The 22405-nt window shown below is 71.4% G+C and carries 25 protein-coding genes; 10 read left to right on the forward strand and 15 right to left on the reverse strand.

Going from position 1 to position 22405, the window contains the following annotated elements; all coding sequences use genetic code 11:
• Positions 1-13: 13 nt before the first annotated feature.
• The 4 genes from ACZ3H8_RS10975 to ACZ3H8_RS10990 are packed head-to-tail and all read right to left on the reverse strand — an operon-like array spanning position 14 to position 4212.
• A complete protein-coding gene (locus ACZ3H8_RS10975) occupies positions 14-1237 on the reverse strand; it encodes an amidohydrolase family protein (RefSeq protein ID WP_467400088.1) in 1224 nt (407 codons plus the stop codon).
• Positions 1237-2520, reverse strand: coding sequence for an amidohydrolase family protein (locus ACZ3H8_RS10980; protein WP_467400090.1), 1284 nt, complete (start codon positions 2518-2520; stop codon positions 1237-1239). Before ACZ3H8_RS10980 ends, ACZ3H8_RS10975 begins: the two co-directional genes overlap by 1 nt.
• A 10-nt stretch (positions 2521-2530) precedes the next feature.
• Complete coding sequence (locus ACZ3H8_RS10985; protein ID WP_467400093.1) at positions 2531-3415, reverse strand: SDR family NAD(P)-dependent oxidoreductase; 885 nt, start codon at positions 3413-3415, stop codon at positions 2531-2533.
• Entirely contained in the window at positions 3415-4212 is a 798-nt protein-coding gene (locus ACZ3H8_RS10990) for an acetoacetate decarboxylase family protein (RefSeq protein WP_467400095.1), read from the reverse strand. The genes ACZ3H8_RS10985 and ACZ3H8_RS10990 overlap by 1 nt, the downstream gene beginning before the upstream one ends.
• 104 nt (positions 4213-4316) lie before the next feature.
• Between ACZ3H8_RS10990 and ACZ3H8_RS10995 the strand changes: the two genes are divergently transcribed.
• The 6 genes from ACZ3H8_RS10995 to ACZ3H8_RS11020 all read left to right on the forward strand — a co-directional run bounded on the left by ACZ3H8_RS10995 (position 4317) and on the right by ACZ3H8_RS11020 (position 9815).
• On the forward strand, positions 4317-4934 hold the full coding sequence (locus ACZ3H8_RS10995) for a TetR/AcrR family transcriptional regulator (RefSeq protein WP_467400097.1): 618 nt from the start codon (positions 4317-4319) through the stop codon (positions 4932-4934).
• 75 nt (positions 4935-5009) lie between these two features.
• The gene (locus tag ACZ3H8_RS11000; RefSeq protein ID WP_467400100.1) at positions 5010-6056 is read left to right on the forward strand and encodes a DEDDh family exonuclease; all 1047 of its coding nucleotides are present in this window, start codon (positions 5010-5012) and stop codon (positions 6054-6056) included.
• A 64-nt stretch (positions 6057-6120) separates the two neighbouring features.
• Positions 6121-6354 carry a hypothetical protein gene (locus ACZ3H8_RS11005; RefSeq protein WP_307664289.1) on the forward strand — a complete coding sequence of 78 codons (234 nt, stop codon included), beginning with the start codon at positions 6121-6123 and terminating at the stop codon, positions 6352-6354.
• Between the two features lie 62 nt (positions 6355-6416).
• The gene (locus ACZ3H8_RS11010) at positions 6417-7205 is read left to right on the forward strand and encodes an SURF1 family cytochrome oxidase biogenesis protein (protein ID WP_467401264.1); all 789 of its coding nucleotides are present in this window, start codon (positions 6417-6419) and stop codon (positions 7203-7205) included.
• 62 nt (positions 7206-7267) lie between these two features.
• A complete protein-coding gene (locus ACZ3H8_RS11015; RefSeq protein WP_467400102.1) occupies positions 7268-9055 on the forward strand; it encodes a glycoside hydrolase family 15 protein in 1788 nt (595 codons plus the stop codon).
• Between the two features lie 4 nt (positions 9056-9059).
• Positions 9060-9815, forward strand: coding sequence for an SDR family oxidoreductase (locus tag ACZ3H8_RS11020; RefSeq protein WP_467400105.1), 756 nt, complete (start codon positions 9060-9062; stop codon positions 9813-9815).
• 318 nt (positions 9816-10133) lie between these two features.
• Here the strand turns inward: ACZ3H8_RS11020 and amaP are convergent, their stop codons facing one another.
• From amaP to ACZ3H8_RS11045, 5 genes are read right to left on the reverse strand one after another with little or no spacing between them, the layout of a single operon-like run.
• Positions 10134-10712, reverse strand: coding sequence for an alkaline shock response membrane anchor protein AmaP (gene amaP, locus ACZ3H8_RS11025; protein ID WP_467400107.1), 579 nt, complete (start codon positions 10710-10712; stop codon positions 10134-10136).
• A 6-nt stretch (positions 10713-10718) separates the two neighbouring features.
• Positions 10719-11360: a DUF6286 domain-containing protein gene (locus ACZ3H8_RS11030; RefSeq protein ID WP_467400109.1), complete on the reverse strand. Its 642-nt coding sequence runs from the start codon at positions 11358-11360 to the stop codon at positions 10719-10721.
• Positions 11357-11728 carry an Asp23/Gls24 family envelope stress response protein gene (locus ACZ3H8_RS11035; RefSeq protein ID WP_467400112.1) on the reverse strand — a complete coding sequence of 124 codons (372 nt, stop codon included), beginning with the start codon at positions 11726-11728 and terminating at the stop codon, positions 11357-11359. The genes ACZ3H8_RS11030 and ACZ3H8_RS11035 overlap by 4 nt, the downstream gene beginning before the upstream one ends.
• A gap of 6 nt (positions 11729-11734) precedes the next feature.
• The gene (locus tag ACZ3H8_RS11040; protein ID WP_467400114.1) at positions 11735-11926 is read right to left on the reverse strand and encodes a hypothetical protein; all 192 of its coding nucleotides are present in this window, start codon (positions 11924-11926) and stop codon (positions 11735-11737) included.
• 11 nt (positions 11927-11937) lie between these two features.
• Positions 11938-12435, reverse strand: coding sequence for an Asp23/Gls24 family envelope stress response protein (locus ACZ3H8_RS11045; protein ID WP_467400116.1), 498 nt, complete (start codon positions 12433-12435; stop codon positions 11938-11940).
• Between the two features lie 136 nt (positions 12436-12571).
• Here ACZ3H8_RS11045 and ACZ3H8_RS11050 point away from each other — a divergent pair, with 136 nt between their 5' ends.
• Positions 12572-13243 (forward strand): hypothetical protein, encoded by a 672-nt coding sequence (locus ACZ3H8_RS11050; RefSeq protein WP_467400119.1) that lies wholly within the window; start codon positions 12572-12574, stop codon positions 13241-13243.
• Between the two features lie 36 nt (positions 13244-13279).
• On the opposite strand, the gene ACZ3H8_RS11055 is transcribed toward ACZ3H8_RS11050, so the two are convergent.
• From ACZ3H8_RS11055 to ACZ3H8_RS11065, 3 genes are all read right to left on the reverse strand, one after another.
• Positions 13280-14071, reverse strand: coding sequence for an enoyl-CoA hydratase/isomerase family protein (locus ACZ3H8_RS11055; RefSeq protein ID WP_467400121.1), 792 nt, complete (start codon positions 14069-14071; stop codon positions 13280-13282).
• A 127-nt stretch (positions 14072-14198) separates the two neighbouring features.
• Positions 14199-14420 carry a helix-turn-helix domain-containing protein gene (locus ACZ3H8_RS11060; RefSeq protein ID WP_018518904.1) on the reverse strand — a complete coding sequence of 74 codons (222 nt, stop codon included), beginning with the start codon at positions 14418-14420 and terminating at the stop codon, positions 14199-14201.
• 361 nt (positions 14421-14781) lie between these two features.
• On the reverse strand, positions 14782-16380 hold the full coding sequence (locus ACZ3H8_RS11065) for an ABC-F family ATP-binding cassette domain-containing protein (RefSeq protein ID WP_467400124.1): 1599 nt from the start codon (positions 16378-16380) through the stop codon (positions 14782-14784).
• Between the two features lie 254 nt (positions 16381-16634).
• Between ACZ3H8_RS11065 and ACZ3H8_RS11070 the strand changes: the two genes are divergently transcribed.
• Positions 16635-17039 (forward strand): VOC family protein, encoded by a 405-nt coding sequence (locus tag ACZ3H8_RS11070; RefSeq protein ID WP_467400126.1) that lies wholly within the window; start codon positions 16635-16637, stop codon positions 17037-17039.
• Positions 17040-17143: 104 nt separating this feature from the next.
• On the opposite strand, the gene ACZ3H8_RS11075 is transcribed toward ACZ3H8_RS11070, so the two are convergent.
• The 3 genes from ACZ3H8_RS11075 to ACZ3H8_RS11085 all read right to left on the reverse strand — a co-directional run bounded on the left by ACZ3H8_RS11075 (position 17144) and on the right by ACZ3H8_RS11085 (position 20530).
• Positions 17144-18529 (reverse strand): hypothetical protein, encoded by a 1386-nt coding sequence (locus ACZ3H8_RS11075; protein WP_467400129.1) that lies wholly within the window; start codon positions 18527-18529, stop codon positions 17144-17146.
• Positions 18530-18684: 155 nt separating this feature from the next.
• Positions 18685-19809 (reverse strand): alpha/beta hydrolase, encoded by a 1125-nt coding sequence (locus ACZ3H8_RS11080; RefSeq protein WP_467400131.1) that lies wholly within the window; start codon positions 19807-19809, stop codon positions 18685-18687.
• 58 nt (positions 19810-19867) lie between these two features.
• The gene (locus ACZ3H8_RS11085; protein WP_467400134.1) at positions 19868-20530 is read right to left on the reverse strand and encodes a class II aldolase/adducin family protein; all 663 of its coding nucleotides are present in this window, start codon (positions 20528-20530) and stop codon (positions 19868-19870) included.
• A 271-nt stretch (positions 20531-20801) separates the two neighbouring features.
• Between ACZ3H8_RS11085 and ACZ3H8_RS11090 the strand changes: the two genes are divergently transcribed.
• Both ACZ3H8_RS11090 and ACZ3H8_RS11095 read left to right on the forward strand, forming a co-directional pair.
• A complete protein-coding gene (locus ACZ3H8_RS11090; protein WP_467400136.1) occupies positions 20802-22055 on the forward strand; it encodes an inorganic phosphate transporter in 1254 nt (417 codons plus the stop codon).
• A 12-nt stretch (positions 22056-22067) separates the two neighbouring features.
• Positions 22068-22292: a hypothetical protein gene (locus ACZ3H8_RS11095; protein ID WP_356232991.1), complete on the forward strand. Its 225-nt coding sequence runs from the start codon at positions 22068-22070 to the stop codon at positions 22290-22292.
• The last annotated feature ends 113 nt before the right edge of the window (positions 22293-22405 follow it).

Below are 22405 nucleotides of genomic sequence, written 5' to 3' on the forward strand. Positions count from 1 at the left end.
ACCCGCCCCGGGCTCACCACACCCGCACCGACCCGCCCCGGGCGAACGCGGGGCTCGTCGCGTCCGCCGGGATCTCGGCCAGCGGCTCGGCGATCTCCTCGACCGTCGGGCCCACCTCGGCCGCGATCGGGTCGAGGAGGCCGAGGTCGAAGCCGTAGACGCGGGCGGCGTTGCCGCCGGCCATCGCCGCGACCTCGTCCCTCGGCAGACCCGCGTAGGCGATGCGGAGGCCTTCGCGGGAGTACGGGGTGGTGCCTTCGTCGTGCGGATAGTCGCTGCCCCACATGATCTTGTCCAGGCCGATCCGGTGGCGCAGCGGCACCTCGTGCGGGCGCATGAAGCTCGCGCCGACGAAGCAGTTGTCGCGCCAGACCTCGCTCGGTCCCTTGCCCATCGAAGCGGCAAGCCCGGCACCGAACTTGGACTCCGCCGTGGGGGCTCGCGAAGCCGCCGCGACCAGCCGCCCGTGGTAGTAGTCCAGCATGTCGAGCACGCCCGGGATCCAGCCCGAGCCCTGCTCGGTGAGGACCAGCTTCAGGTCCGGGTGGCGGCGGAAGGCACCGCCGAAGATCAGATGCCACAGGGCCCGGTGCGAGAACCAGGTGGTCTCCACCATGAACACCGCGCGGGCGGCCGGTTCTTCGCCGAGCGGCGGCGACGCCGAACCGCCGTGGTGGTTGACCGGTACGTCGAGCTCGTCGCAGACGGCCCAGATCGGGTCGTACGTCTGCGAGTACAGCTCCGGCAGGCCCGAGCCCGGTGGCGTACCTGGCAGCAGGATCCCGCCGGTGAGACCCGCCTCCTTGGAGCGACGGATCTCGCGGACCGCCTCGTCGACGTCGCCCAGCAGGATCTGCGCGACGCCCGCCCGCCGTCCGGGGGCCGCCGCGCAGAAGTCGGCGAGCCAGCGATTGTGGGCACGCAGACCCGCCCAGCGCTGCTCGTGCTCCTCCCGCGACGGCGCCGGGGCCATCAGTGAGGCGCTGGGGAAGAAGGGCGGGATGGTGTTGGGGAAGACGACCTCGGCGACGATGCCGTCGGCCTCCAGCTCGGCCACCCTGCGGTCCGAGTTCCAGTTGCGGTCGGCGGTGTCGGCGAGGAGGTCCTCGTACGGATTGACGTAGGCGTCCGCCCAGGCGTCGAAGTCGTCGTGGTGGCTCTTCTCCAAGTACGGCTTGTAATCGAGGAGATCGGCCCCGGCGTGACAGTCTGCGGAGATGACTGTGTAGCGGTCCATCAGCCGGCTCCCATCACCGGGAAGTCGTGGTCGGTCAGCCAGTGCCGGCCGACCTCCCGCGACCTCGCCCAGGACGCCTCGACCGCCGACTGGTCCTCGGGCTGGCCCAGTTCGGCCGGGGTGGGGCCGATGCGGCGGGCGATCGGGGCGAGCGTCCCGGTGTGGAAGCCGAAGACCTCCGCCGCGGCCAGGCCCAGCATCCGGCGGGTCTCGGCGACCGGGATGTCGTGGAAGGTGTTCCTCAGCCACTCCCTCGTCTTCGGCCAGGTGCCCTCGGGGTGCGGGAAGTCGCTTCCCCAGAGGATGTTGTCGACGCCGATCTCGTACCGCTGCGCGAGCTCGCGCCGCTTGGTGTTGGTGGCGCAGATGAAGATCTGCCGGTCGAGATACTCGCTCGGCGGTCGCTTCAGCTCGGCGAACGGCGACAGCTTCTTGCCGCCGTGCGCGCCGAGGTAGAGCCGGTCCATGAACCAGAGGAGGTTCGGCAGCCACCAGCAGCCCGACTCGGCGACGCCGAACTTCAGGCCCGGATGGCGCTCGAAGACGCCGGACCAGAGCAGGAACCACAGCGGGCGGGCCGGCCACCAGGTGACCTCGGAGACATAGATGCCGAGGTGGTCGCCGTACTCATGGCGCGGGGCGGCGCCGGAGTGGGTGACCACGGGCATGCCGGTCTCGGCCGCGGCCGCCCAGATCGGGTCGTAACGCCGGTCGTGGTACGGCTCCTTGTCCACCCACATCGAGGGGATCATCAGCGCCCCGAGGCCGGACTCCCTGGCCCGGTGGATCTCGGCGACGACCCGCTCCACCTCGCCGGTGACGGGCAGCAGGGCGACCCCGCAGTGCCGTTCGGGACTGGCGGAGACGAATTCGGCGAGCCAGCGATTGTGCGCCTGCGCGCCCGCCATGCCGAGGTCGGGGTCCTGGTCGCCGGAGAGCCCGAGGCCCACCCCGAAGGGCGCGGCTGTCCGGCTGTCGACGGCGTCCGCGTCCGGGAAGACGACCTCGGCCGCCACCCCGTCGCCGTCGAGCTCCTTGAGCCGCTGGGCGTTGTCCCAACCGCCCTTCAGCCCTTCCTCGTTGTCGCTGAACCATTTGCTCGCGAAGGCCTCGTTGCGTACGCCGAGGCGGGTCATCTCCTCGCGGCGGCGGTCGCGCCCCGCGAGGAATGCGTCGAAGTCCCGGTGGAACCGGGAGTCCAGATAGGGCCGGTACCGCTCGGTCGGCAGTCCGGCGTGGCAGTCGGAGGAGATGATCAGGTACGGGTCGTTCGTATCGGTCATCGCACGCCCCTCAGTCCAGGATGAAGCTCTCGAGATACGACGGGTCGGCCCGGTCGAGCATCGACTGCGACCTGGCGCGGATCTGCCGGTCGCTGTGCTCGCTCGCCGGGAGCATCCAGAAGCGGTCCGCGCGGATCCCGTCCACGACGAACGCGGCGACCTCCTCGACCGGTGTGAACGTCACCTCGTGCCCGGCGTCCTTCATCGCCGACTCCCACTGGCCGAGGCTGCGGTACGGAGTTCTGCGCGGCCGCTCCTTGGCGTACCGCTGCGGCCTGTTGCGGTGCGACTCCCACAGACCGGTGCGCAGCATGTGCGGTCCGGGGAAGAGCACGGAGGCGCCCACGCGCGCGTGCTCCGCCCTGAGGTGCGCGTACAGCGACTCGGTCATCGTCACGACGGCCGCCTTGGTGACGGCGTACACGGAGGCGGTGGGCAGCGGCGCGATCCCGCCGTCGCCCGACGAGGTGTTGACGACATGGCCGGGCTCAGCGCTCGCGATCATGCGCGGAAGGAAGGCCTGGATGCCGTGGAAGACGCCCCAGACATTGACGGCGAAGGCCCACTTCCAGTCGTTCGGCTCGTGCTCCCACATCCGGCCCTCGGCGCCGGAGCCGACACCCGCGTTGTTGCACAGCACATGGACGGCGCCGAAGGTCTCGTACGCGGCGTCCGCAAGGGCGTGTACGGATTCCCGCTCGCCGACGTCGACGGTGCGGGCGAGCACCTGCACGCCGTCCTCTGCGAGCTCGTCCGCGGCCTTGTGCAGCGCCGCCTCCTCGACGTCCGCGAGGACGACCTTCAGCCCTTCGGCGGCGAAGCGGCGGGCCATGGCGAGCCCGATGCCGCTCGCGGCGCCGGTGACGACGGCGACCTGCCCTGCTGTCAGCTCCATCAGACACTTCCCGCCGGGGGGCCGTCGAGGATCTGCTGCGGGTCGTCGTAGCGCTGGTGAATGTAGGGCAGCAGCGCCTGCGCGCTCACGCGTTCTGCGACCCGGCCCTTCTGGTCGGTGGTCTTCTCGCCGATGGTGAGCTCGACGACGCGGCGTACGGGGAGGTCCGCGACGGGGTCGTACATCGACTCGCGCAGCACCACATCGCCGGTGAGCTTCTCCAGCATGCGGAACTTCTCGTTGCGGGTGCAGTGGACGAGTACGGGGTCGGCGTCGAAGCCCTGGCCGTCGACCGCGGGCAGGAACTTGAAGTAGAAGTCGAGCTTTTCGGCCGGCTCGGGCAGCGGAAGCGGTCCGTCCACCGCGCCCCGCACCTCGACGAAGGCGATGCCGTGCCGGGCGAGCACGGCCCGTACGACCAGGCCGTCGCGCTCGACCGTGACTTCGCCCAGCTTCTTCGGCTCGCCGAACACCTCACGTCCGCCGATCAGGGCGCGCTCGTGGGTCATCGGCATGACGAGCGGATACCAGCCCTCGCGCCCGTCGTGCAGCGCGGCGACCGCCACCGAGCCGGCGCCGAGCGGATAGCCGGGCAGGTCGACCTTGCTGATGTTGGCCCGTACGAGAGGCCGTTCGGTGGGCTTGAGCGGCGGCGGCAGTACGGCCGCCACCGCGTCCGGGTCGCTCTCCCACACCGCCACCACTCCGGTGGACCAGATGTCGGGGAGCCTGGAACTGGATGCGCGGGCCGCGGCGATCTCCGCCTCCGTGCGCGCGCCGTACCGTACGCGTGCCATGTCTGCCGCCCTTCGTGGGGTGTTCCTTTCCGGGGTCTGTAACACAGTTACACCGCTGCCGATGAAGGGTAAAGAGCCCTGCACGCCCGAGAATTGGGGGCACCATGCCACGCACCGCCCTGACCCGCGACGAGGTCCTCGACGCGGCGGCCGCCCTCGTCAAGCAGCACGGCCCGCAGGCCCTGACGATGCGGGGGCTCGCCGCCGAGCTCGGCACGGCGGTCACCTCGATCTACTGGCATGTCGGCAATCGCGAGTCGCTGCTGGACGCACTGGTCGAGCGCACGGTCCAGGAGATGGGTGCGATCCGGCCCGTGGGCCGCACGCCCGCCCAGCGTGTCGTCTCGGTCGCCCGCAGGCTCCGCCGCGAGCTGCGCGAGCGGCCCCATCTGATCGCGATGGTCCACGAACGGGGGCTCACGGAACGGATGTTCCTGCCCGCGCAACAGGCGCTCGTCCACGAGGTGCACGCCGCGGGGCTGCGCGGGGCGCGCGCCGCGGAGGCGGTGCGCGCGGTGCAGTTCCAGGTCGTCGGCTTCGTACTCGTCGAGCGCAACCGCGAACGCTCACCGGTCCAGTCGCCCGGCGAGGGCGAGCTGTGGGACGCGAGGACGGCGGAACACGACCCGGCCCTGGCACGGGCGCTGGCCCGGCCGGCGGATCCGGAGAGGCTTTTCACCTCGTCCGTACGGGCGTTGGTGAGCGCGTTGCTCGAGCCGTGACACCCGGCTCGGGCGGGCCGCGCGGCGACCGGGCCGATCCGGAGTTGTCAGTGCGGGCCCGTATTCTCTGTGACCATGCTCGACGACCGTACAACCGCAGCAACGGCGTGGCCGGCCGCGTATCCCCAGGGGTACGCGGTCGTCGACGTGGAGACCACCGGACTCGCTCGCGAGGACCGGATAATCTCCGCTGCCGTGTACCGCCTCGACGCCCAGGGCAATGTCGAGGACCACTGGTACACCCTCGTCAACCCGGAGCGGGATCCGGGTCCGGTGTGGATCCACGGTCTGACGAGCGATGTGCTGGAGGGCGCGCCGCTGTTCGGCGAGATCGCCGATGAGTTCTCCGAGCGGCTGGACGGCAGGGTCCTTGTCGCGCACAACGCCATGTTCGACTGGTCGATGATCGCCCGGGAGTACGCGCGGGCGCAGCGCACCGCGCCCACCCGGCAGCGGCTGTGCACCATCGCGCTCTCCAAGGAGCTGCGGCTGCCGCTGCCCAACCACAAGCTGGAGTCGCTCGCCGCGCACTTCGGGGTCGTGCAGCAGCGGGCGCACCACGCGCTGGACGATGCGCGGGTGCTGGCCGAGGCGTTCCGGCCGAGTCTGCACAGCGCGGCCCGCGACGGGGTGCGGCTGCCGCTGCTCGAGTGCCGTCCGCTCACCGAGTGGTCGGACTCCCCCGCGACCCCGCGGATCGGCTACCAGGCTTCGTACGGACAGAGCAGCTGGCGGCCCTCGCGCAAGCGCCCGGCCTGCCCCTATCCCAACCCCGGGCGGTACGAGGTGGGCGGGCTGCTGATGCAGGGGATGCGGGTGGCGTTCTCCGGGGACACATCCGTCGACCGGGAGCTGCTGGAGGACCGGGCGATCGAGGCCGGGCTGCATGTCGCGACCAGCGTGTCCCGGCTGACCAGTCTCCTGGTGACCAACGATCCGGAGGCGTCGACCTCGAAGACGCTCAAGGCGAAGTCTTACGGCACGCCGGTCGTCGACGAGGCTGCCTTCACACAGCTGTTGCGTGACGTGGCCACAGCATCATCCGCACCGGGACCGACACCGACACCGGCGCCCGCACCCGCACCCGCACCCGCACCCGCACCCGCACCCGCATCGGAGTGAACCCGGCGCGACTCGCCCGCCGCCCGCTCGCCGAGCGGCGGCCTCGCGTCCCACCCTGTGGCGCATGGCACGTTGCGAGGTATGCGGAAACGACTACGGGATGTCCTTCGAGGTGCACGCGCAGGGCGCGGTGCACGTCTTCGACTGCTTCTCCTGCGCCATTCACCGCATGGCGCCCATCTGTGAACACTGCCGGGTCCAGATCATCGGCCAGGGCGTCGAGGTCGATGGCCACTGGTACTGCGGCGGACACTGCGCCCGCGCGGAGGGGAGGGCGGGCATCGTCGACAAGGTGTGACCGGGCACCCGGACGTGGACCCCGCGTCCGGGTCGCAGGCCGCGGCAGGTACGGTCGAAGCCGTGTACCGCTTCCTGTTGTCCCGCCAGTGGGTGATCCTCACCCTCATCGGTCTCGTGCTCATCCCCACGATGATCGAGCTGGGCTTCTGGCAGTTCCACCGGCATCAGCACCGGGTCGCGCAGAACACCCTGATCGCCAAGAACCTCGAGGCGAAGCCCGTCCCCGTGACCGGGCTCACCTCCCCCGGGCACACCGTCCCGCGCGCCGACTACTGGCGGCAGGTCACCGCCACCGGCACCTACGACACCTCGCACGAAGTCGTCGTACGCCGCCGCACCTCCGCCGACGACCGGGTCGGCTTCCATGTGCTGACCCCGCTGATCCTGGCTGACGGCCGGGCGGTCCTGATCAACCGCGGCTGGATCCCGGCCGCCGCCGACCAGCGAGCCTTCCCCTCCGTGCCGCCCGCCCCCAAGGGCACCGTGACCGTCACCGGCCGGCTCAAGGCCGACGAGACGACGAAGGCCAGCGGCATCAAGGACCTGGCCGGTCTGCCGCCCCGCCAGGTCATGCTGATCAGCAGCGCGCAACAGGCCAAGGCGCTTGGCCGGACCGTGCTCGGCGGCTATCTGGAGCAGACCGCGCCCGAGCCCGCCGGCAGCAGCCCCGAACTGATCCCGGACCCCGACCACGACTCCATCGGCGCGCACATGGCGTACGCCGTCCAGTGGTGGCTCTTCACGGCTGCCGTACCTGTCGGCTGGGTGATTCTCGTACGGCGTGAGAAGCGCGACCGCGCGGCCGCGGCGGCACAGGACGCCCCGGAGCCCGTCCCCGCGACGGTCTGACAGCCGCCCGTGGCACGGGACACAGCTGCTTAACCCCTCGCCCGGCGGGAACACGCGACAGCGTGACGTTACGCATCGAGGACTACGCCCTCATCGGCGATCTGCAGTCCGCCGCGCTGGTCGGCAAGGACGGCTCCATCGACTGGCTGTGCCTGCCCCGCTTCGACTCGGCGGCCTGCTTCGCCGCGCTGGTCGGCGACGAGGACAACGGCCACTGGCGGATCGCCCCGAAGGACGCGGGCCTTTGCACCAGCCGCCGCTACATCGGCGACTCGCTCGTCCTGGAGTCGGTGTGGGAGACGCGCACCGGCACGGTCAAGGTCATCGACTTCATGCCGCAGCGCGACACGGCCCCCGATGTCATGCGGATCGTGGAGGGCGTCAGCGGCACGGTCGAGATGAGCGCCGTCCTGCGGATTCGCTTCGACTACGGCTCCATCGTCCCGTGGATGCGGCGCGCGGACGGCCACCGGGTGGCGGTCGCCGGCCCCGACTCCGTATGGCTGCGCAGCGAGCCGAACGTCAAGACGTGGGGTCAGCAGTTCAGCACCCGCTCGTCGTTCACGGTCGGCCCGGGCGAGAAGGTCGCGTTCGTCCTGACCTGGTATCCCTCGCACATGCCGCGGCCGGAGCTCATCGACCCCCACGAAGCGCTGGAGAACAGCCTGGCGGACTGGGCCGCGTGGTCCTCGGGCTGCGCGAGCGAGGGCCCGTACCGCGAGGCGATCATCCGCTCGCTGATCACCCTCAAGGCGCTCACCTACGCCCCGACCGGCGGGATCGTCGCCGCGCCCACCACCTCTCTGCCGGAAGAGCTCGGCGGCGTACGCAACTGGGACTACCGCTACTGCTGGCTGCGCGACTCCACTCTCACGCTCGGCGCACTGCTGACGGCCGGCTATCTGGACGAGGCGAAGGCCTGGCGTGACTGGCTGCTGCGCGCGGTGGCCGGCGACCCGGCGGACCTGCAGATCATGTACGGGGTGGCGGGCGAGCGCCGACTGCCCGAGACCGAGCTGCCGTGGCTGAGAGGCTACGCGGGCTCCGCGCCGGTCCGCATCGGCAATCGGGCCGTGGAGCAGCTGCAGCTCGATGTGTACGGCGAGGTCATCGACTCCCTCTTTGTGGCGCGGGAGGCGGGTCTGGCTGCGGAGAAGCACGCCTGGAATCTGCAGCTCAGTCTGCTCGGCTTCCTGGAGTCCAAGTGGCGCGAGCCGGACGAGGGGCTGTGGGAAGTGCGGAGCCCCCGCCGTCACTTCGTGCACTCCAAAGTGATGGCGTGGGTGGCGGCGGACCGTGCCGTGCGCACCCTGGAGGCCAATCCCTCGATACGCGGCGAAGCGGACCGGTGGCGGGCGATGCGGGACGAGGTGCACCAGGAGGTCTGCAAGAAGGGGTACGACCCGCAGCGGAACGCCTTCATGCAGTCCTACGGCTCCGACGAACTCGACGCGGCGGCGCTGCTCATTCCGCGGGTCGGATTTCTGCCGCCGGACGATCCGCGGGTGATCGGGACGGTCGACGCGGTACGGGACGAGCTGGGGGCCAACGGCGCTCTCGTACGCCGCTACAGCACCGAGGGCAAGGCGGTCGACGGGCTGCCCGGAGGTGAAGGAGCCTTTCTGGCCTGCTCGTTCTGGCTGGTGGACGCGCTGCGGATGACGGGGCGGGTGAAGGAGGCGCGAGAGCTCTTCGAGCGGCTGCTCCTCCTGCGCAACGACGTCGGGCTGCTCGCCGAGGAGTACGACCCGGTGGCCCGTTGCCAGCTCGGGAACTTTCCGCAGGCGTTCAGCCATATCGCGCTGGCGAACTCGGCCCTCGCGCTGTCCCAGGAGGAGACGGCAGGATAGGGCCATGGATCTTGGACTGAAGGACCGCGTCTACGTCGTCACGGGTGCGTCGCGGGGGCTGGGAAATGCCAGTGCGCGGGCGCTGGTCGCCGACGGCGCGAAGGTCGTCATCACCGGGCGCGACGCGAAGTCCGTCGCGGACGCCGCCGCCGAACTCGGCCCGAACGCGATGGGCATCGCCTCGGACAACGGCGACCCGGCGGGGGCGGAGCGCCTTGTCGCCGCGGCGCGGGCACACTTCGGCCGCTTCGACGGCATTCTGATCAGCGTGGGCGGCCCGCCGCCGGGGTTTGCCGCGGACAACACGGACGAGCAGTGGCTGGCCGCGTTCGAGACGGTGTTCCTCGGCGCCGTACGGCTGGCCCGCACGGCGGCCGCGGCGCTCGGCGAGGGCGGTGTCATCGGCTTCGTCCTGTCCGGCTCGGTCCATGAGCCGATCCCGGGCCTGACGATCTCCAACGGCCTGCGTCCGGGCCTGGCCGGCTTCGCGAAGTCCCTCTCGGACGAGCTGGGCCCGCAGGGCATCCGGGTCGTGGGCCTGCTCCCGGCCCGCATCGACACGGACCGCGTTCGCGAACTCGACGCGCTATCGGGCGACGCGGACGCGGCCCGCACGGCGAACGAGTCCCGCATCCCGCTGCGGCGCTACGGAACGCCGGAGGAGTTCGGCAACGCGGCGGCGTTCCTGCTGTCGCCGGCGGCGTCGTACTTGACGGGCGTGATGCTCCCGGTGGACGGCGGCGCGCGCCACGGCTTCTGAGGCGGCGCGGGGGGGCGGGTTCCCGCCGGGTGCAGGGTGCGGTTTTACCGCGGTGCGCCGACCTCGCCCCGCCGGGCACGGCCCGCCGACCTCGCCCCGCCGGGCGCGGCCCGCCGGGCACGGCCCGCCGGGCACGGCCCGGTGGGCGCGGCCCCGCGCTCCCCGATTACTCCCGCCCGCGAATGCGGGCAGGGCGGTGGGCCGACCTCTCACCGCCGGGCGCGGCCCGGCGGGCGGAGGCGTGCGTACCGCGCCGGACGGCACCGTGGCACCCCCACCCCTCACCTCCAGGGGTCCGGGGCGGAGCCCCCCGCCCCCTCAACTCACCCGCTGCGCCCGGTGCTTCGCCGCCCGCAGGCGGACCTCCGTCGGCAGCACCGCCAGGCCCGCCGAGTCTCGCGCGTGACCCACCGCCTCCTCCGTGAGACGCGTCAGCGTCTCACCCGGCGACGCGTACGGCTCAAGGAGCAGGCTCACCTGTGCCTCGGGCGCGCTGCGGCGGCCCGTCAGCGTCACATGCACGCGGGACACGCCGTCCAGGGATTCCGCCTCGCCCTCCAGCACGCCCTCCAGTGCGCGGCCCCGCAGCAGCGCGCCCTCGCCGTCGCCGCTGTCGACGAGGATCTCCGCCAGCCGGTGGCGGCGGAGTTGAGCGATCAGCCACCACAGCGCCAGGAGCACCACCACCGCGAGCCCCGCGATGACCGCGGGCCACCACCAGCCCTCGTCGCGCCAGCGGTCGCGGTCTGCCTCGCTCAGCAGCACATCGCTCTGCCCTTCCCACGGCCACCAGGACGGCACCGGCCACCCCGCCCCCGCGGCGAGCACCGCGCCGCCCACGCACAGCAGCACCAGCCCGGCGAGGCCGAGCAGTACGCGATTGATCAACCGAAGCATCCGGCCTCACCCCTTCTTTGCCGGCGGCCGGCTGACGTGCACGGTCAGGGCGGGCGGCCTGGCGAGGCCGAGTTCCCTGATGCCGGCGCCCAGCGCTGCGTCCAGGTCCGCGCGTACGTCGTCGAGTTCGCGGAAGTGGGACAGCGCCCGCGCCGAGACCTTCGTACGCCCCATCCGTACGCGCGCGGACTGCACCCCGGACACCTCCATCGCCCGGTCCCGCAGCACGAGCGCCGCGGCCTCCCGGTCGAGTCCCGCTTGTACGGACGCGATGTCGCGGCGCATCGGCAGCAGCGCACGCAGTCCGGGCGTGACGGCGATGACGATCAGGCAGACGCCGACCACCATCGCGGCCACCGCGGCCCCCAGCACCCCCAGCTCGTCCACCTGCCACGTCGCGAGGTCGCCCGCGAGAGCCTTGCGCCACTGCATGGCGGGGCGGTCGGCCCGTACCGCCGCGATGTCGTACAGCAGCAGCCCCGCGCCGCCGAGTACCACCAGGGCCAGCAGCCCGGCAGGCATCCGGCGCGCGGACCAGAAGCGTCCGGCCTTGCCGCCGTCGCCGTCACCCGACGCCGCAGGCGGCTCGTACGCCGCGGCCGACGCCGACTGGTCCAGATCGAGTACGGGCCGTACGGGCTCGCTCATCGGATCCTCCCCTGTGCCGCCCTGCGCGAGTGCACCGAGTGCAGCCGTTCGACCTGCACGGCCACCTCGGGCACATCCATCCCCGCCAACGCCTTTACCCGCTCGGCGACTCGGTGACGCACGGCACCGCACTGACCGCCGATGTCGGAGGGGTAGTCCAACTCCAGGCTGACCCGCACCCGGGCCGCGTCATGGTGCACCGTGACCGTGGCACGGGGCGGCACGCCGCCCTCCGGCACGCGGTCGAGCGCCTCCCGCGCCGCCTGCGCGGCGATCTTCGCCACCACCCGGTCGGCGATCGCGGTGGCCCCGCGCTCGGCGGCTGCGACGCTCCCCCTGTCTCCGGGGGCGGTACCCCCCGCGGCCACGGCGTGTCACCGCCGCCGGTCGCCGCGATCGCGACTGTGGAAGAAGTCGCCGAGTTCGATGTCGCCGTCGAGGATCCGGCCCGCCACAAAGCCGACCGCCCCCAATGCGGCGACCAGCAGAAAGGCACCGAATCCGCCGAAGTATCCGGCGAAGGCGAGCGCCATGCCGGCCAACATGCCGACCACCGCCATGCTCATCGTGGGCTCCTCTACTGGAGACGCGGCTCCGGCTCTTCTTCTTCCTCATCGGGCAGCTTCACATCGCTGACCGCGATATTGACTTCGACGACTTCGAGTCCTGTCATACGTTCCACCGCGGAGATGACGTTCTCGCGGACGGCGCGGGCGACATCGGCGATGGAGACGCCGTAGTCGATGACGATCTCCAGGTCGAGGGCCGTCTGCACTTCGCCGACCTCGGCCTTCACCCCGCGGGTGGCAGTGGACTTGCTGCTGCCGGGCACCCGGTCGCGGACCGCGCCGAAGGTGCGGGAGAGGCCGCTGCCCATCGCGTGGACGCCGAGCACATCGCGGGCGGCGAGCCCGGCGATCTTCTCGACCACCCCGTCGGCGATGGTGGTACGCCCACGCGACGCGGGATCGCCGCCCCCGCGCTTGGTGACTGAGGTCCTCCGGGGCGCCTCGTCCGAGCCGGACGGCTCGCCGCCAGGGTTCTCGGGACGGTTTCGCTGAGCGGTGTCGGTCATGGCCGTGCGTCCTTTCCGGGCGGTGGGGACTCCCTTTCCGGGCGGTGGGGGCTCCCTTTGTGGGGGTGGGAGACTCCGCTGCCCACATTAAGTGCCCTTGCCCGGTCTTGCGCCGTAGATGCGGCAGGCTGGAGCAATGACCACTGCTGATGCGGTAAGGCGACGGCTGGGGCTCGGCAGGCTGCTTCCGCTGGGCGGAGCGGCGGACGGCGCCTGGCTGGCCGAGCGGGCGGCCGAGGCGGTGCTGCGGCGGGCGGCGGCCGAGGTGCCGGGGGTGACTCCCGGCCGGCTCAGGCTGGCGCTGGTGGATCCCGGCGCGGCGGCTGCTCCCGACGTGCCTGCGCCGCCGAGCGCGCTGTCGCCGGGGCCTCTGCGGATTGAGGCGGATTTCGCGGCCGTGGCGCGGGACCCGCTGCCCGTGACCGCGTCCGCGCTGCGCACCGCGCTGTTCACGGCCGCGGCGCAGCTGCTGGACCTGGAGGTCGCGGAGGTGGATCTACGGGTGACGGAGCTGCTGGACGCCGCCCCGGAAACCCTCGCCCCCGCTCCCCCAACCGAGGTACGGGCCGCCGCCCCCACGGACCCGGCGGGCACGGCGGCGTCCCGGGTCCCGGGAGTCGCGCATCTGACAGCCACCCTGGGCACGGCGGTGCATCTCGCGCCCGACCATGTACGCGTCGAGGTGGCGACGGCAAGCGGCCACCGCCCGCTGGAGGTGGTCCGGGCGGTCCGCGAGGCGGTGACTACGGCGCTCGCGGACGGCCGCCCGGTGGCTGTACTGGTCAGCTCGGTCTCGGTCTCGGTCTGAAGGGCGAAACGGGGGGAGCCGGCCAGACGGCAGGGATCAGTCCCCGATGCCCGCGAGGTCGCGCAGCCGGCGCGCCTGCGCCGCCCGCTCCGCGGTGCGCTGCTCCTCGTACGAACGCCGGCTCACACCCTGCAGCAGCGCCTTCGTCTCGATGACCGCGTCCCGCGGCGCCGCGAGCAGGGCGCCCGCCAAGTCCCGGACCGCACTGTCGAGTTCGTCTGCGGGCACGACGAGGTTGGCGAGGCCGGTGCGCTCGGCCTCCTCGGCGTGCACAAAACGGCCCGTCGCGCAGATCTCCAGCGCGGGGGCGTAGCCGACGAGCGACACCAGCGGGTGCGTGCCGGTGAGGTCGGGGACGAGCCCGAGGCTGGTCTCGCGCATGGCGAACTGCACGTCCTGCGCAACGACCCGGAGGTCGCAGGCGAGGGCGAGCTGGAATCCGGCACCGATCGCATGACCCTGGACGGCCGCGATCGTGACGATGTCACTGCGGCGCCACCAGGTGAACGCTTCCTGGTACTCGGCGATGACCGCGTCGAGCTCCTCGTCGGAGCCGCGTGCGAGATCGAGGAAGGACGGCTCGCCGTCGAAGCCCTCGGGCGTGAACGCCTGCCGGTCGAGACCGGCGGAGAAGGACTTGCCCTCACCGCGCAGCACCACGACCCGCACATTGCCCGGCAGCGACCGACCCGCCTGCGCCAACGCCCGCCACAGAGCGGGAGATTGGGCGTTGCGCTTGTCCGGGTTGGTCAGGGTTACCGTGGCAACCGCGTCCTCGACGGTGAGCCGTACGCCGTCCTTGTCGAGCACAGAGTCGAGCGAAGTCATGGGGCGCCTCCGGTTCGGGTGCAGTCAGTACAGACCAAAATAAGTGACTGCACAGTAACCACCCGGCCGACCGAGCGACCGGCCGGGTGGCCACCGTGAAAACCGGTGGACCGAAGGAGCCCGGCCGTCAGGCCGTAGCGGCCTTCTTGCCTCGCGTCGCTCCGCCGCGTCCCCGCAGCGTGACTCCGGACTCGCTGAGCATCCGGTGGACGAATCCGTAGGAGCGGCCGGTCTCTTCGGCCAACGCCCGGATGCTCGCACCGGAGTCGTACTTCTTCTTCAGGTCTGCCGCGAGCTTGTCGCGCGCGGCGCCGGTAACCCGGCTGCCCTTCTTCAGAGTCTCGGCCACCCGTGCCTCCTCATGGGAAGTGCGCTCTGGACTCTCATGATCACCCCTCGAGGGCTTCCTGGCCACCCATTCGGCAAGGTCCGTGCGACAAGCTTTGCCGTGAACCAGCCGGCCGCCACGACCGGAATTTCTCATTCCGGGCGCTCGTGCGCGCACGTCCGAGCGGGTTCCCGCCAGAAGTAGCAGGTCAGCGACGCGCCGGGGAGACAGGCACGGCATGACACCGGACGGAGAGGATCCGCTCGCTGCCACGCCGTGGTACGAGACGTACTCACTCAGATGATGGATCACCCGTAGGCCGAATGATCCATACGGAGTGGATCAGCGCAGGACCGGACCGGAAAGCCCGGAACGAGCCGGGTCAGGCGAGCGCCACCAGGTCCGCGTAGTCCGCGCCCCACAGGTCCTCGACCCCGTCCGGAAGCAGGATGATGCGCTCCGGCTCGAGCGCCTCGACCGCTCCCTCGTCGTGCGTGACGAGGATGACCGCGCCCTTGTAGGTGCGCAGCGCGCCGAGGATCTCCTCGCGGCTGGCAGGGTCGAGGTTGTTGGTGGGCTCGTCGAGAAGCAGGACATTCGCGGACGAGACGACCAGCGTGGCCAGTGCGAGACGGGTCTTCTCACCGCCGGAGAGCACCCCGGCCGGCTTGTCGACGTCGTCGCCGGAGAACAGGAACGAGCCGAGCGTCTTGCGCACCTCGACGAGATCGAGGTCGGGCGCGGAGGAGCGCATGTTCTCCAGGACCGTGCGGTCCGGGTCGAGGGTCTCGTGCTCCTGGGCGTAGTAGCCGAGCTTGAGGCCGTGGCCCGGGGTGACCGCCCCGGTGTCCGGCGTCTCCACTCCGGCGAGCAGCCGCAGCAGGGTCGTCTTGCCCGCTCCGTTGAGGCCGAGGATGACGACCCGGGAGCCCTTGTCGATGGCGAGGTCCACATCGGTGAAGATCTCGAGTGAGCCGTACGACTTGGACAGGCCCTCCGCGGTCAGCGGAGTCTTGCCGCAGGGCGCGGGCTCCGGGAAGCGCAGCTTGGCGACCTTGTCGGAGGCCCGGACCTCTTCGAGACCGGCGAGCAGCCGCTCGGCCCGCTTGGCCATGTTCTGCGCGGCCACGGTCTTGGTGGCCTTGGCCCGCATCTTGTCGGCCTGCGAGTTGAGGGCGGCGGCCTTCTTCTCGGCGTTCTGCCGCTCGCGCTTGCGTCGCTTCTCGTCGGCCTCGCGCTGCTGCTGGTAGAGCTTCCAGCCCATGTTGTAGATGTCGATCGTGGAGCGGTTGGCGTCGAGGTAGAAGACCTTGTTGACGACCGTCTCGACGAGGTCGACGTCGTGGGAGATGACGATGAAGCCGCCGCGGTAGGTCCTGAGGTAGTCGCGCAGCCAGACGATCGAGTCGGCGTCGAGGTGGTTGGTCGGCTCGTCGAGGAGCAGGGTGTCGGCGTCCGAGAAGAGGATGCGGGCGAGCTCGACGCGGCGGCGCTGACCGCCGGAGAGCGTATGCAGCGGCTGGCCGAGTACCCGGTCGGGCAGGCCGAGCGCGGCGGCGATGGTGGCGGCCTCGGCCTCGGCGGCGTAACCGCCCTTGGTGAGGAACTCCGTCTCCAGGCGCTCGTACTTCTTCATCGCCTTCTCGCGGGTGGCGCCCTTGCCGTTCGCCATCCGGTCCTCGTTCTCGCGCATCTTCTTCAGTACGGAGTCGAGGTCGCGGGCGGAAAGGATCCGGTCGCGGGCGAGTATGTCGAGGTCGCCGGTGCGCGGGTCCTGCGGGAGGTAACCGACCTCGCCGGAGCGGGTGATGGTGCCGGCGGCGGGGATGCCTTCGCCCGCAAGGCATTTGGTGAGGGTGGTCTTGCCCGCTCCATTGCGGCCTACCAGCCCGATGCGGTCGCCTTTGGCGATACGGAAGGAAGCGGACTCGATGAGGACGCGGGCGCCGGCGCGCAGCTCGACGCCGGAAGTGGTGATCACGGAAAGACTCCAGGGCGGTATGGACGGCGGAAGGGAAGGGCGTAGGAGCTTCGACGCCGTCTAATGCGCAAGGAGAATTGCCATACCGGCCAGTCTAGCCGGGCCGTGCAAGTGGTTTTGCGCCGCCTTTCCCGGCTGCATTCGGGCTCGGTCCCGGCGTGGCCCGGTGCAACGCCTTCCGCTGAGTGTCAGTGGCGGCTGCGAGACTGAGACGCAGATCACATTCCACCGTCGAGCATGAAGGAGTGATCGAGATGTCGGAGTCTCCAAGCATCTGTCCGACGCTGCTGTACGCGGACGCGAAGGCTGCGATCAAACAACTCACCGAGGCCTTCGGCTTCGCCGAGCACGCGGTGTACGAGGACGAGGCGGGCGCGGTCGTGCACGCCGAGCTGACTTTCGGCAACGGCATGGTGATGCTGGGCAGCAAGGGCACCGGCAGCGAGTTCGACAAGCTGATGAAGGACGCCGGTCCGGTGGGGGTGTTCGTCCATGTCGACGATGTCGACGCACACCACGGCAGGGCGGTGGAGCGCGGGGCGGACATCGTGATGCCGCCGACCGACCAGGACTACGGCGCGCGTGACTACATGGCGCGTGACCTCGAGGGCAATGTGTGGAGCTTCGGCACGTACTCACCAGGGGCGCAGGGGTCTTAGCCTCCCTCGCGCCCGGCGCGTTGTCCTCAATCCCCGGACGGGCTTGATTTCAAGCCCGTCCGGGGATTGAGGAAGGCTCACCGTCCGCGGGACCAGTCGCGGGACTAGGCGTCTCCGGTGTGCACCTGGAACGCCGCCCGGCGTACGGCCTTGGCCAGAGCCGGGTCCGGGTGCGCGGCCGCCAGGGCGACCAGGACCTGGACGGTGCGGGGGTGGCCCCCGGCACGGACCTCTTCGAGCAGCGCCGGGACGGTGCCCTGCACCGCGGAGTCGAGATGGCGCAGCAGCAGCTGGGGCTCCCCGTGGTCGGCGACGGCCGCCGCCGTGTCCACCCAGAGCCAGGTCGCCTCCTCGCGGGTGAGGACGTCCGCGGCGTCCTCGGGGTCCGCGCCTTCGTACTCGGCGAGCCAGAGCAGGACGTAGGGGCGCAGCGAGGACTCGTCGGCGGCGGCGCGGACCTCGGCCTCCGCGGGGGCGCCGACGACGCGCAGCGCCTCGAAGGCGAGCCCGCGCAGCAGGGCGTCCTCGCCGCGGGCGACGGCGAGGAGTTCGGTGACGGCGCTGGAGACGGTGCGGGCGGCGAGCCAGGCGCGGTACTCGGCGCGGGCCGGGCCCGGGGTGAGGCGGGCGCAGCCGCGCAGCATGTCCTCGGCGGACTGCTCGATGTTGCCCGCGGGACTCTGGGCGGCGACGCAGATCTGCTCGAGCTTGACCCAGACCGCCCAGTTGCCGAGGGGGGTGAGGGTGGCGGACCGGCCCTTGTCGAGAGTCAGGGCGCCGACGGCGGACAGTCCCTGAAGGGCCCAGCCGAGAAGCTCGGAGACAGGGATGTCCTGCCCGGCCTCCGGCAGGTCGGACTGCGGACCGTACGGCACTTCGCAGCGCTCCTCGCGCAGTTCCGCGACGCGCTGCTGCAACAGGTCCAGCAGGAGCGGTACGAGCACGGGCCCGGCCGAGAGCTGAAGGAGGGAGAGCACCTGGGGCACGGCCTCGACGACCTCGGCGACCGCGGTGGGGGCGACGTCGTCGGGGGCGGGGTGGACCAGCGACCAGGCGTCGAAGAGGGCGACCCAGCCGCGCAGTACTGCCATGTCGTCGCGGTCCCAGGCGCGCAGCCGCCAGCCGGGGCGTGCGGTGTCGCCGTGCAGCTCGACCAGGCCGGCGAGGCGGGCCCGGTCCCAGCCTGCCCGCACCTGGAGCGGGGTCAACTCCAGTGCGGTGGCTGCCCGTTGCTGCGCCCGCTCGGTGAGCTGGGTGGTGCTGGGGTCCCGCTCGACGGCCGCCCAGCGGGCGATCCGTACGGCGTCGGCGAGGACCGCCCTCGCCTGGCGGGCCAGTTCCGAGGGGGCGGGAGTGCCCTCGGGAGGCCGGGGGGCCGGCCGGGTGCGCCGGGTCGTCACCGCCCGCCGTGCGGTGGCCAGCGATTGCGGGCGGACAAGACGGAGTCTGGAGTTGCGCGCCAATTGCTCATCAGGCTTTCGGGACGTCACGAGGAGCAGTCTTCCCGCTGACGGCCCGAAAGCCCAAACGGAACCTGGTCGGCCGTGCTGTGCGGCCGTCTCGCCAGGGCTGCGCCGGACGGCGTCAGGACCTCGTCAGGACCTCGTCAGGACCTCGTCAGGACCTCGTCAGGACCTCGTCAGGGCTACATCAAGGGAATGAGGAAGCGGCGGAGGGCTTCTTCGTAGCGTGCCGGGTCGGCGTTCCACATGGCGGCGTGCGGGGCGTGCTGGACCGTGTGCAGGCTGATCAGTTCGGGGCGGCGGGCGGCCAGTTCACGCGACCGCTGCCAGGGGGCGAGCGTGTCGTCCGGGCCGTGGAAGATCAGCGTCGGCACGCGCAGGGACTTCGGGTCCGAGGCGTTGAGCAGCCGGTCGCCGTGCAGTCCGGTCCTGCCCTGCGCCGCCCTGACGGCGAGCGGCAGCAGGGCCGCGGGGGTCCGGCGGGCGGCCAGATTGCGCAGGGTGGCCTCCCAGTCGAGTACCGGGGAGTCCAGGACGAGCCCGCTGATCCGGTCGCGCAGCGCGGAGTTGGCGGCGGCGTGCAGGGCCATCGACGCGCCGGTGGACCAGCCGTGCAGGACGATGTGCTCGGCGCCGTGGCGCACCGCGAAGCGGATGGCCGCGTCCAGGTCGCGCCACTCGGAGTCGCCGAGGTGGCCGAGGCCGTCGGGGGGCCTGGGGGCGCCCTCGTCCCCTCTGTAGGCGATGTCGAGGACGGGGAACCGCTGGGCATGCAGGAACGGCAGGAGATTCAGCGGGTGTTCCCGGGTCGCGCCCAGGCCGTGCACGGTGATCATCCACGTCTCCCGCGGGCCCGGCACGAACCAGGCGGGCAGCGTGCCGAGTTCGCCGGGGATGTCGACATCGCGGTGGGCGAGGCCGAGCGCGCTCGACGGGTCGCCACTGTGCACCTGCGGGGTGAGCCGCACCCGGCTGCCGGGCTGCAGGCTGCCGCGGCTGACCCGCTCCAGGCGGCGTACGACGGTGTCGACGGGGTGCGACACCCCGTTGAGCACGGGGCCGACGACCGCGTGGACGTCCTCGCTGTGGAGTGCGTACGTGCCGGGGCGCTGTGTGGCGAGGCTGCGGGTCAGGGTCACCTGGCCGTCGGCCGTGGCGTGCACGGTGGGCCGGGGCTCGCCGGGCAGCGGACGGCCTGGCTGCGCTTTGAGCGCGGCATCGCTTGCGTACCGGCCGACCGCGATCGCGGCCGCGCCGAGACCTATCAGGGTGGTGACGGCCGCTGCCGTCGCTGTAGCCGGGCGCACCGTTCCAGTGTCGGCATCAGCACGCCTCGCTGCCAGTGGACGGCGATCGCAGATGGTGTCAGCGGGGCTGGCCGTACCCCTGGAGCTTCTCCGCGGCCTCGCGCAGCTGGGAGCCGGAGAGCAGGCTGGGCGTGTGTCCGGGCAGCGATGCCGCGGCCAGCCAGAGGCGGCACATCCACTCCAGCTGGGCGGTGCGGTCGTATGCCTGGTCGAGGGAGTCGCCGTAGGCGATGGTGCCGTGGTTCTGCAGGAGGCAGGCGGTGCGCTCGCGCAGGGCGTGGAGCATGTTCGCGGCCAGCTCGTCCGTTCCGTACAGGGCGTACCGCGCGACACGGACGGTGCCGCCGAGGGCCGCGGCCATGTAGTGGATGGGCGGGAGCTCGGGGACGAGGGTGGAGACGGCGGTGGCGTGCACGGCGTGGGTGTGGACCACGGCCCCGGCGTTCGTGTTGCGGTAGACCTCCAGGTGGAGCGGCAGCTCGCTGGTGGGGGCGAGCTCGCCGAGGAGCTGGTTGCCGTCGAGATCGACGGCGACGGCGTCCTCGGGGGTGAGCCGGTCGTAGGGGACTCCGCTCGGGGTGACCAGGACGAGTCCGCCGACCCGTGCCGAGACATTGCCCGATGTGCCCACCACCAGGCCTTCCGCCGCTGTCCTGCGGGCCGTGGCCACGAGGTCTTCCCACGCCCGCTCGATCGCGTCCTGCCGCACCTGATCGGTCATGCGGCGATCCTGTCAGGCGGTGCCGCGGCGGCGCAGGGGCAGGTGGGTGACGGAGATCACGCAAAGTGCCACAAAGGGCCGTTTTTCGCTTCGGCGCGGCGTCGGTGCCGCACCCTCCCCGTGCTGTCACCGGGCAGGCACGGAGCCGTCCGACAAGTGGAGTCAGGAATCCTCACTCGAGGACACCGCAACGCCCGTCCCAGTTCATCTTCCGTTCACTCAGGTTAACTACGTTCACCGGGCCACTGTCGCCAAACGATTGCCTGGGTAAATGGAACACATCACCTTGCTGCTCGCGATTGTGATCGTGACAGCGCTCGTGTTCGATTTCACGAACGGTTTCCACGACACCGCCAACGCGATGGCGACGACCATCTCGACCGGCGCTCTGAAACCCAAGACGGCGGTGGCAATGTCCGCCGTGCTCAACCTCGTCGGCGCGTTCCTGTCCGTGGAGGTCGCCAAGACGATCTCCAGCGGCATCGTCACCGAGGACGGCATCACACCAGAGGTCATATTCGCGGCGCTCGTCGGCGCCATCCTGTGGAACCTGATGACCTGGCTGATCGGCCTGCCCTCCAGCTCTTCGCACGCCCTCATGGGCGGACTGATCGGCGCCACCATCGCCTCGGTCGGCGTCGGCGGAGTCAACGGCGGCACCGTCGTCACCAAGGTGCTGATCCCCGCGATCGCCGCCCCGCTGGTCGCCGGCATCGCGGCGTTCCTGGCCTCCCGGCTGACGTACAGGATCGGCAAGAACGCCGACGAGAAGGCCACCGCGAAGGGCTACCGCGCCGGCCAGATCACCTCGGCGGGCCTCGTCTCCCTGGCCCACGGCACCAACGACGCGCAGAAGACCATGGGCATCATCACGCTGGCGCTCGTTGCCGGCGGCGTGCTCTCCCCCGGCTCCAACCCTCCGATGTGGGTCATCCTCTCCGCCGGTCTCGCGATCGCGCTGGGCACATACCTCGGCGGCTGGCGCATCATCCGCACCATGGGCAAGGGCCTGACCGACCTCCAGCCGCAGCAGGGCTTCGCCGCCCAGACCAGCGCGGCCAGCGTCATCCTCGCCTCCTCGAACCTCGGCTTCTCGCTGTCGACCACGCACTCCTGCTCCGGCGCCGTGATGGGCGCGGGTCTCGGCCGCAAGGGCGGCGTGGTCCGCTGGTCCACCGCCACCCGGATGTTCGTCGCCTGGGGCCTGACGCTGCCGGCCGCCGGTCTGGTCGCCGCGGGCTCGGAGTTCGTGACCAAGCAGGGCGACTGGGGTGTCGCGGCCGTCGCGGCCTTCCTGATCAGCGCCTGCGTCGCCATCTGGTTCGTCTCCCGCCGCCAGGTGGTCGACCACACCAATGTCAACGACGTGGCCGGCGACGCCGAGCCCGCCGGTGTTGTGACCGCCGCCATCGCCGCCGTCAGCCCGCCGCCGGCCGGCACGCCCGCGCAGGACCTCAAGACGACCATCCCGGCTCAGCCCCACGCGGCCGGCTCCGAGCCGACGACGCAGCCGGCCACGGTGTAAGGACAGATCAGCATGAAAATCGACTGGGCAGCACTCGGTTCCGTCTTCGGCGTGAGCCTCGTCGCCACCGTCGCCCTGGTGGGCCTGTTCACCCTGGGCGTCGTGGGCCTGACCAAGCAGGAGTCGGCGGCCGGAGGAGGCGGCGGCTCCGCGGTCCTGGCACGCACGGGCGCGTACGCCTGCTTCGCGCTCTGCGCGGCGGCCGTGGCGTACGGGATCTATCTGATCGTCGTCTGACGGCGGCTCACTCAGCACAAGGCCGGGCCGGGCACCCCTTCGGGTGACCGGCCCGGCCTTTTTCCGTGCCGTCGATGTGGGGCTCGGCACACTGTCCCACCGCAGGTCAAGGG

This window comes from Streptomyces sp. NPDC002868 (assembly GCF_055563295.1).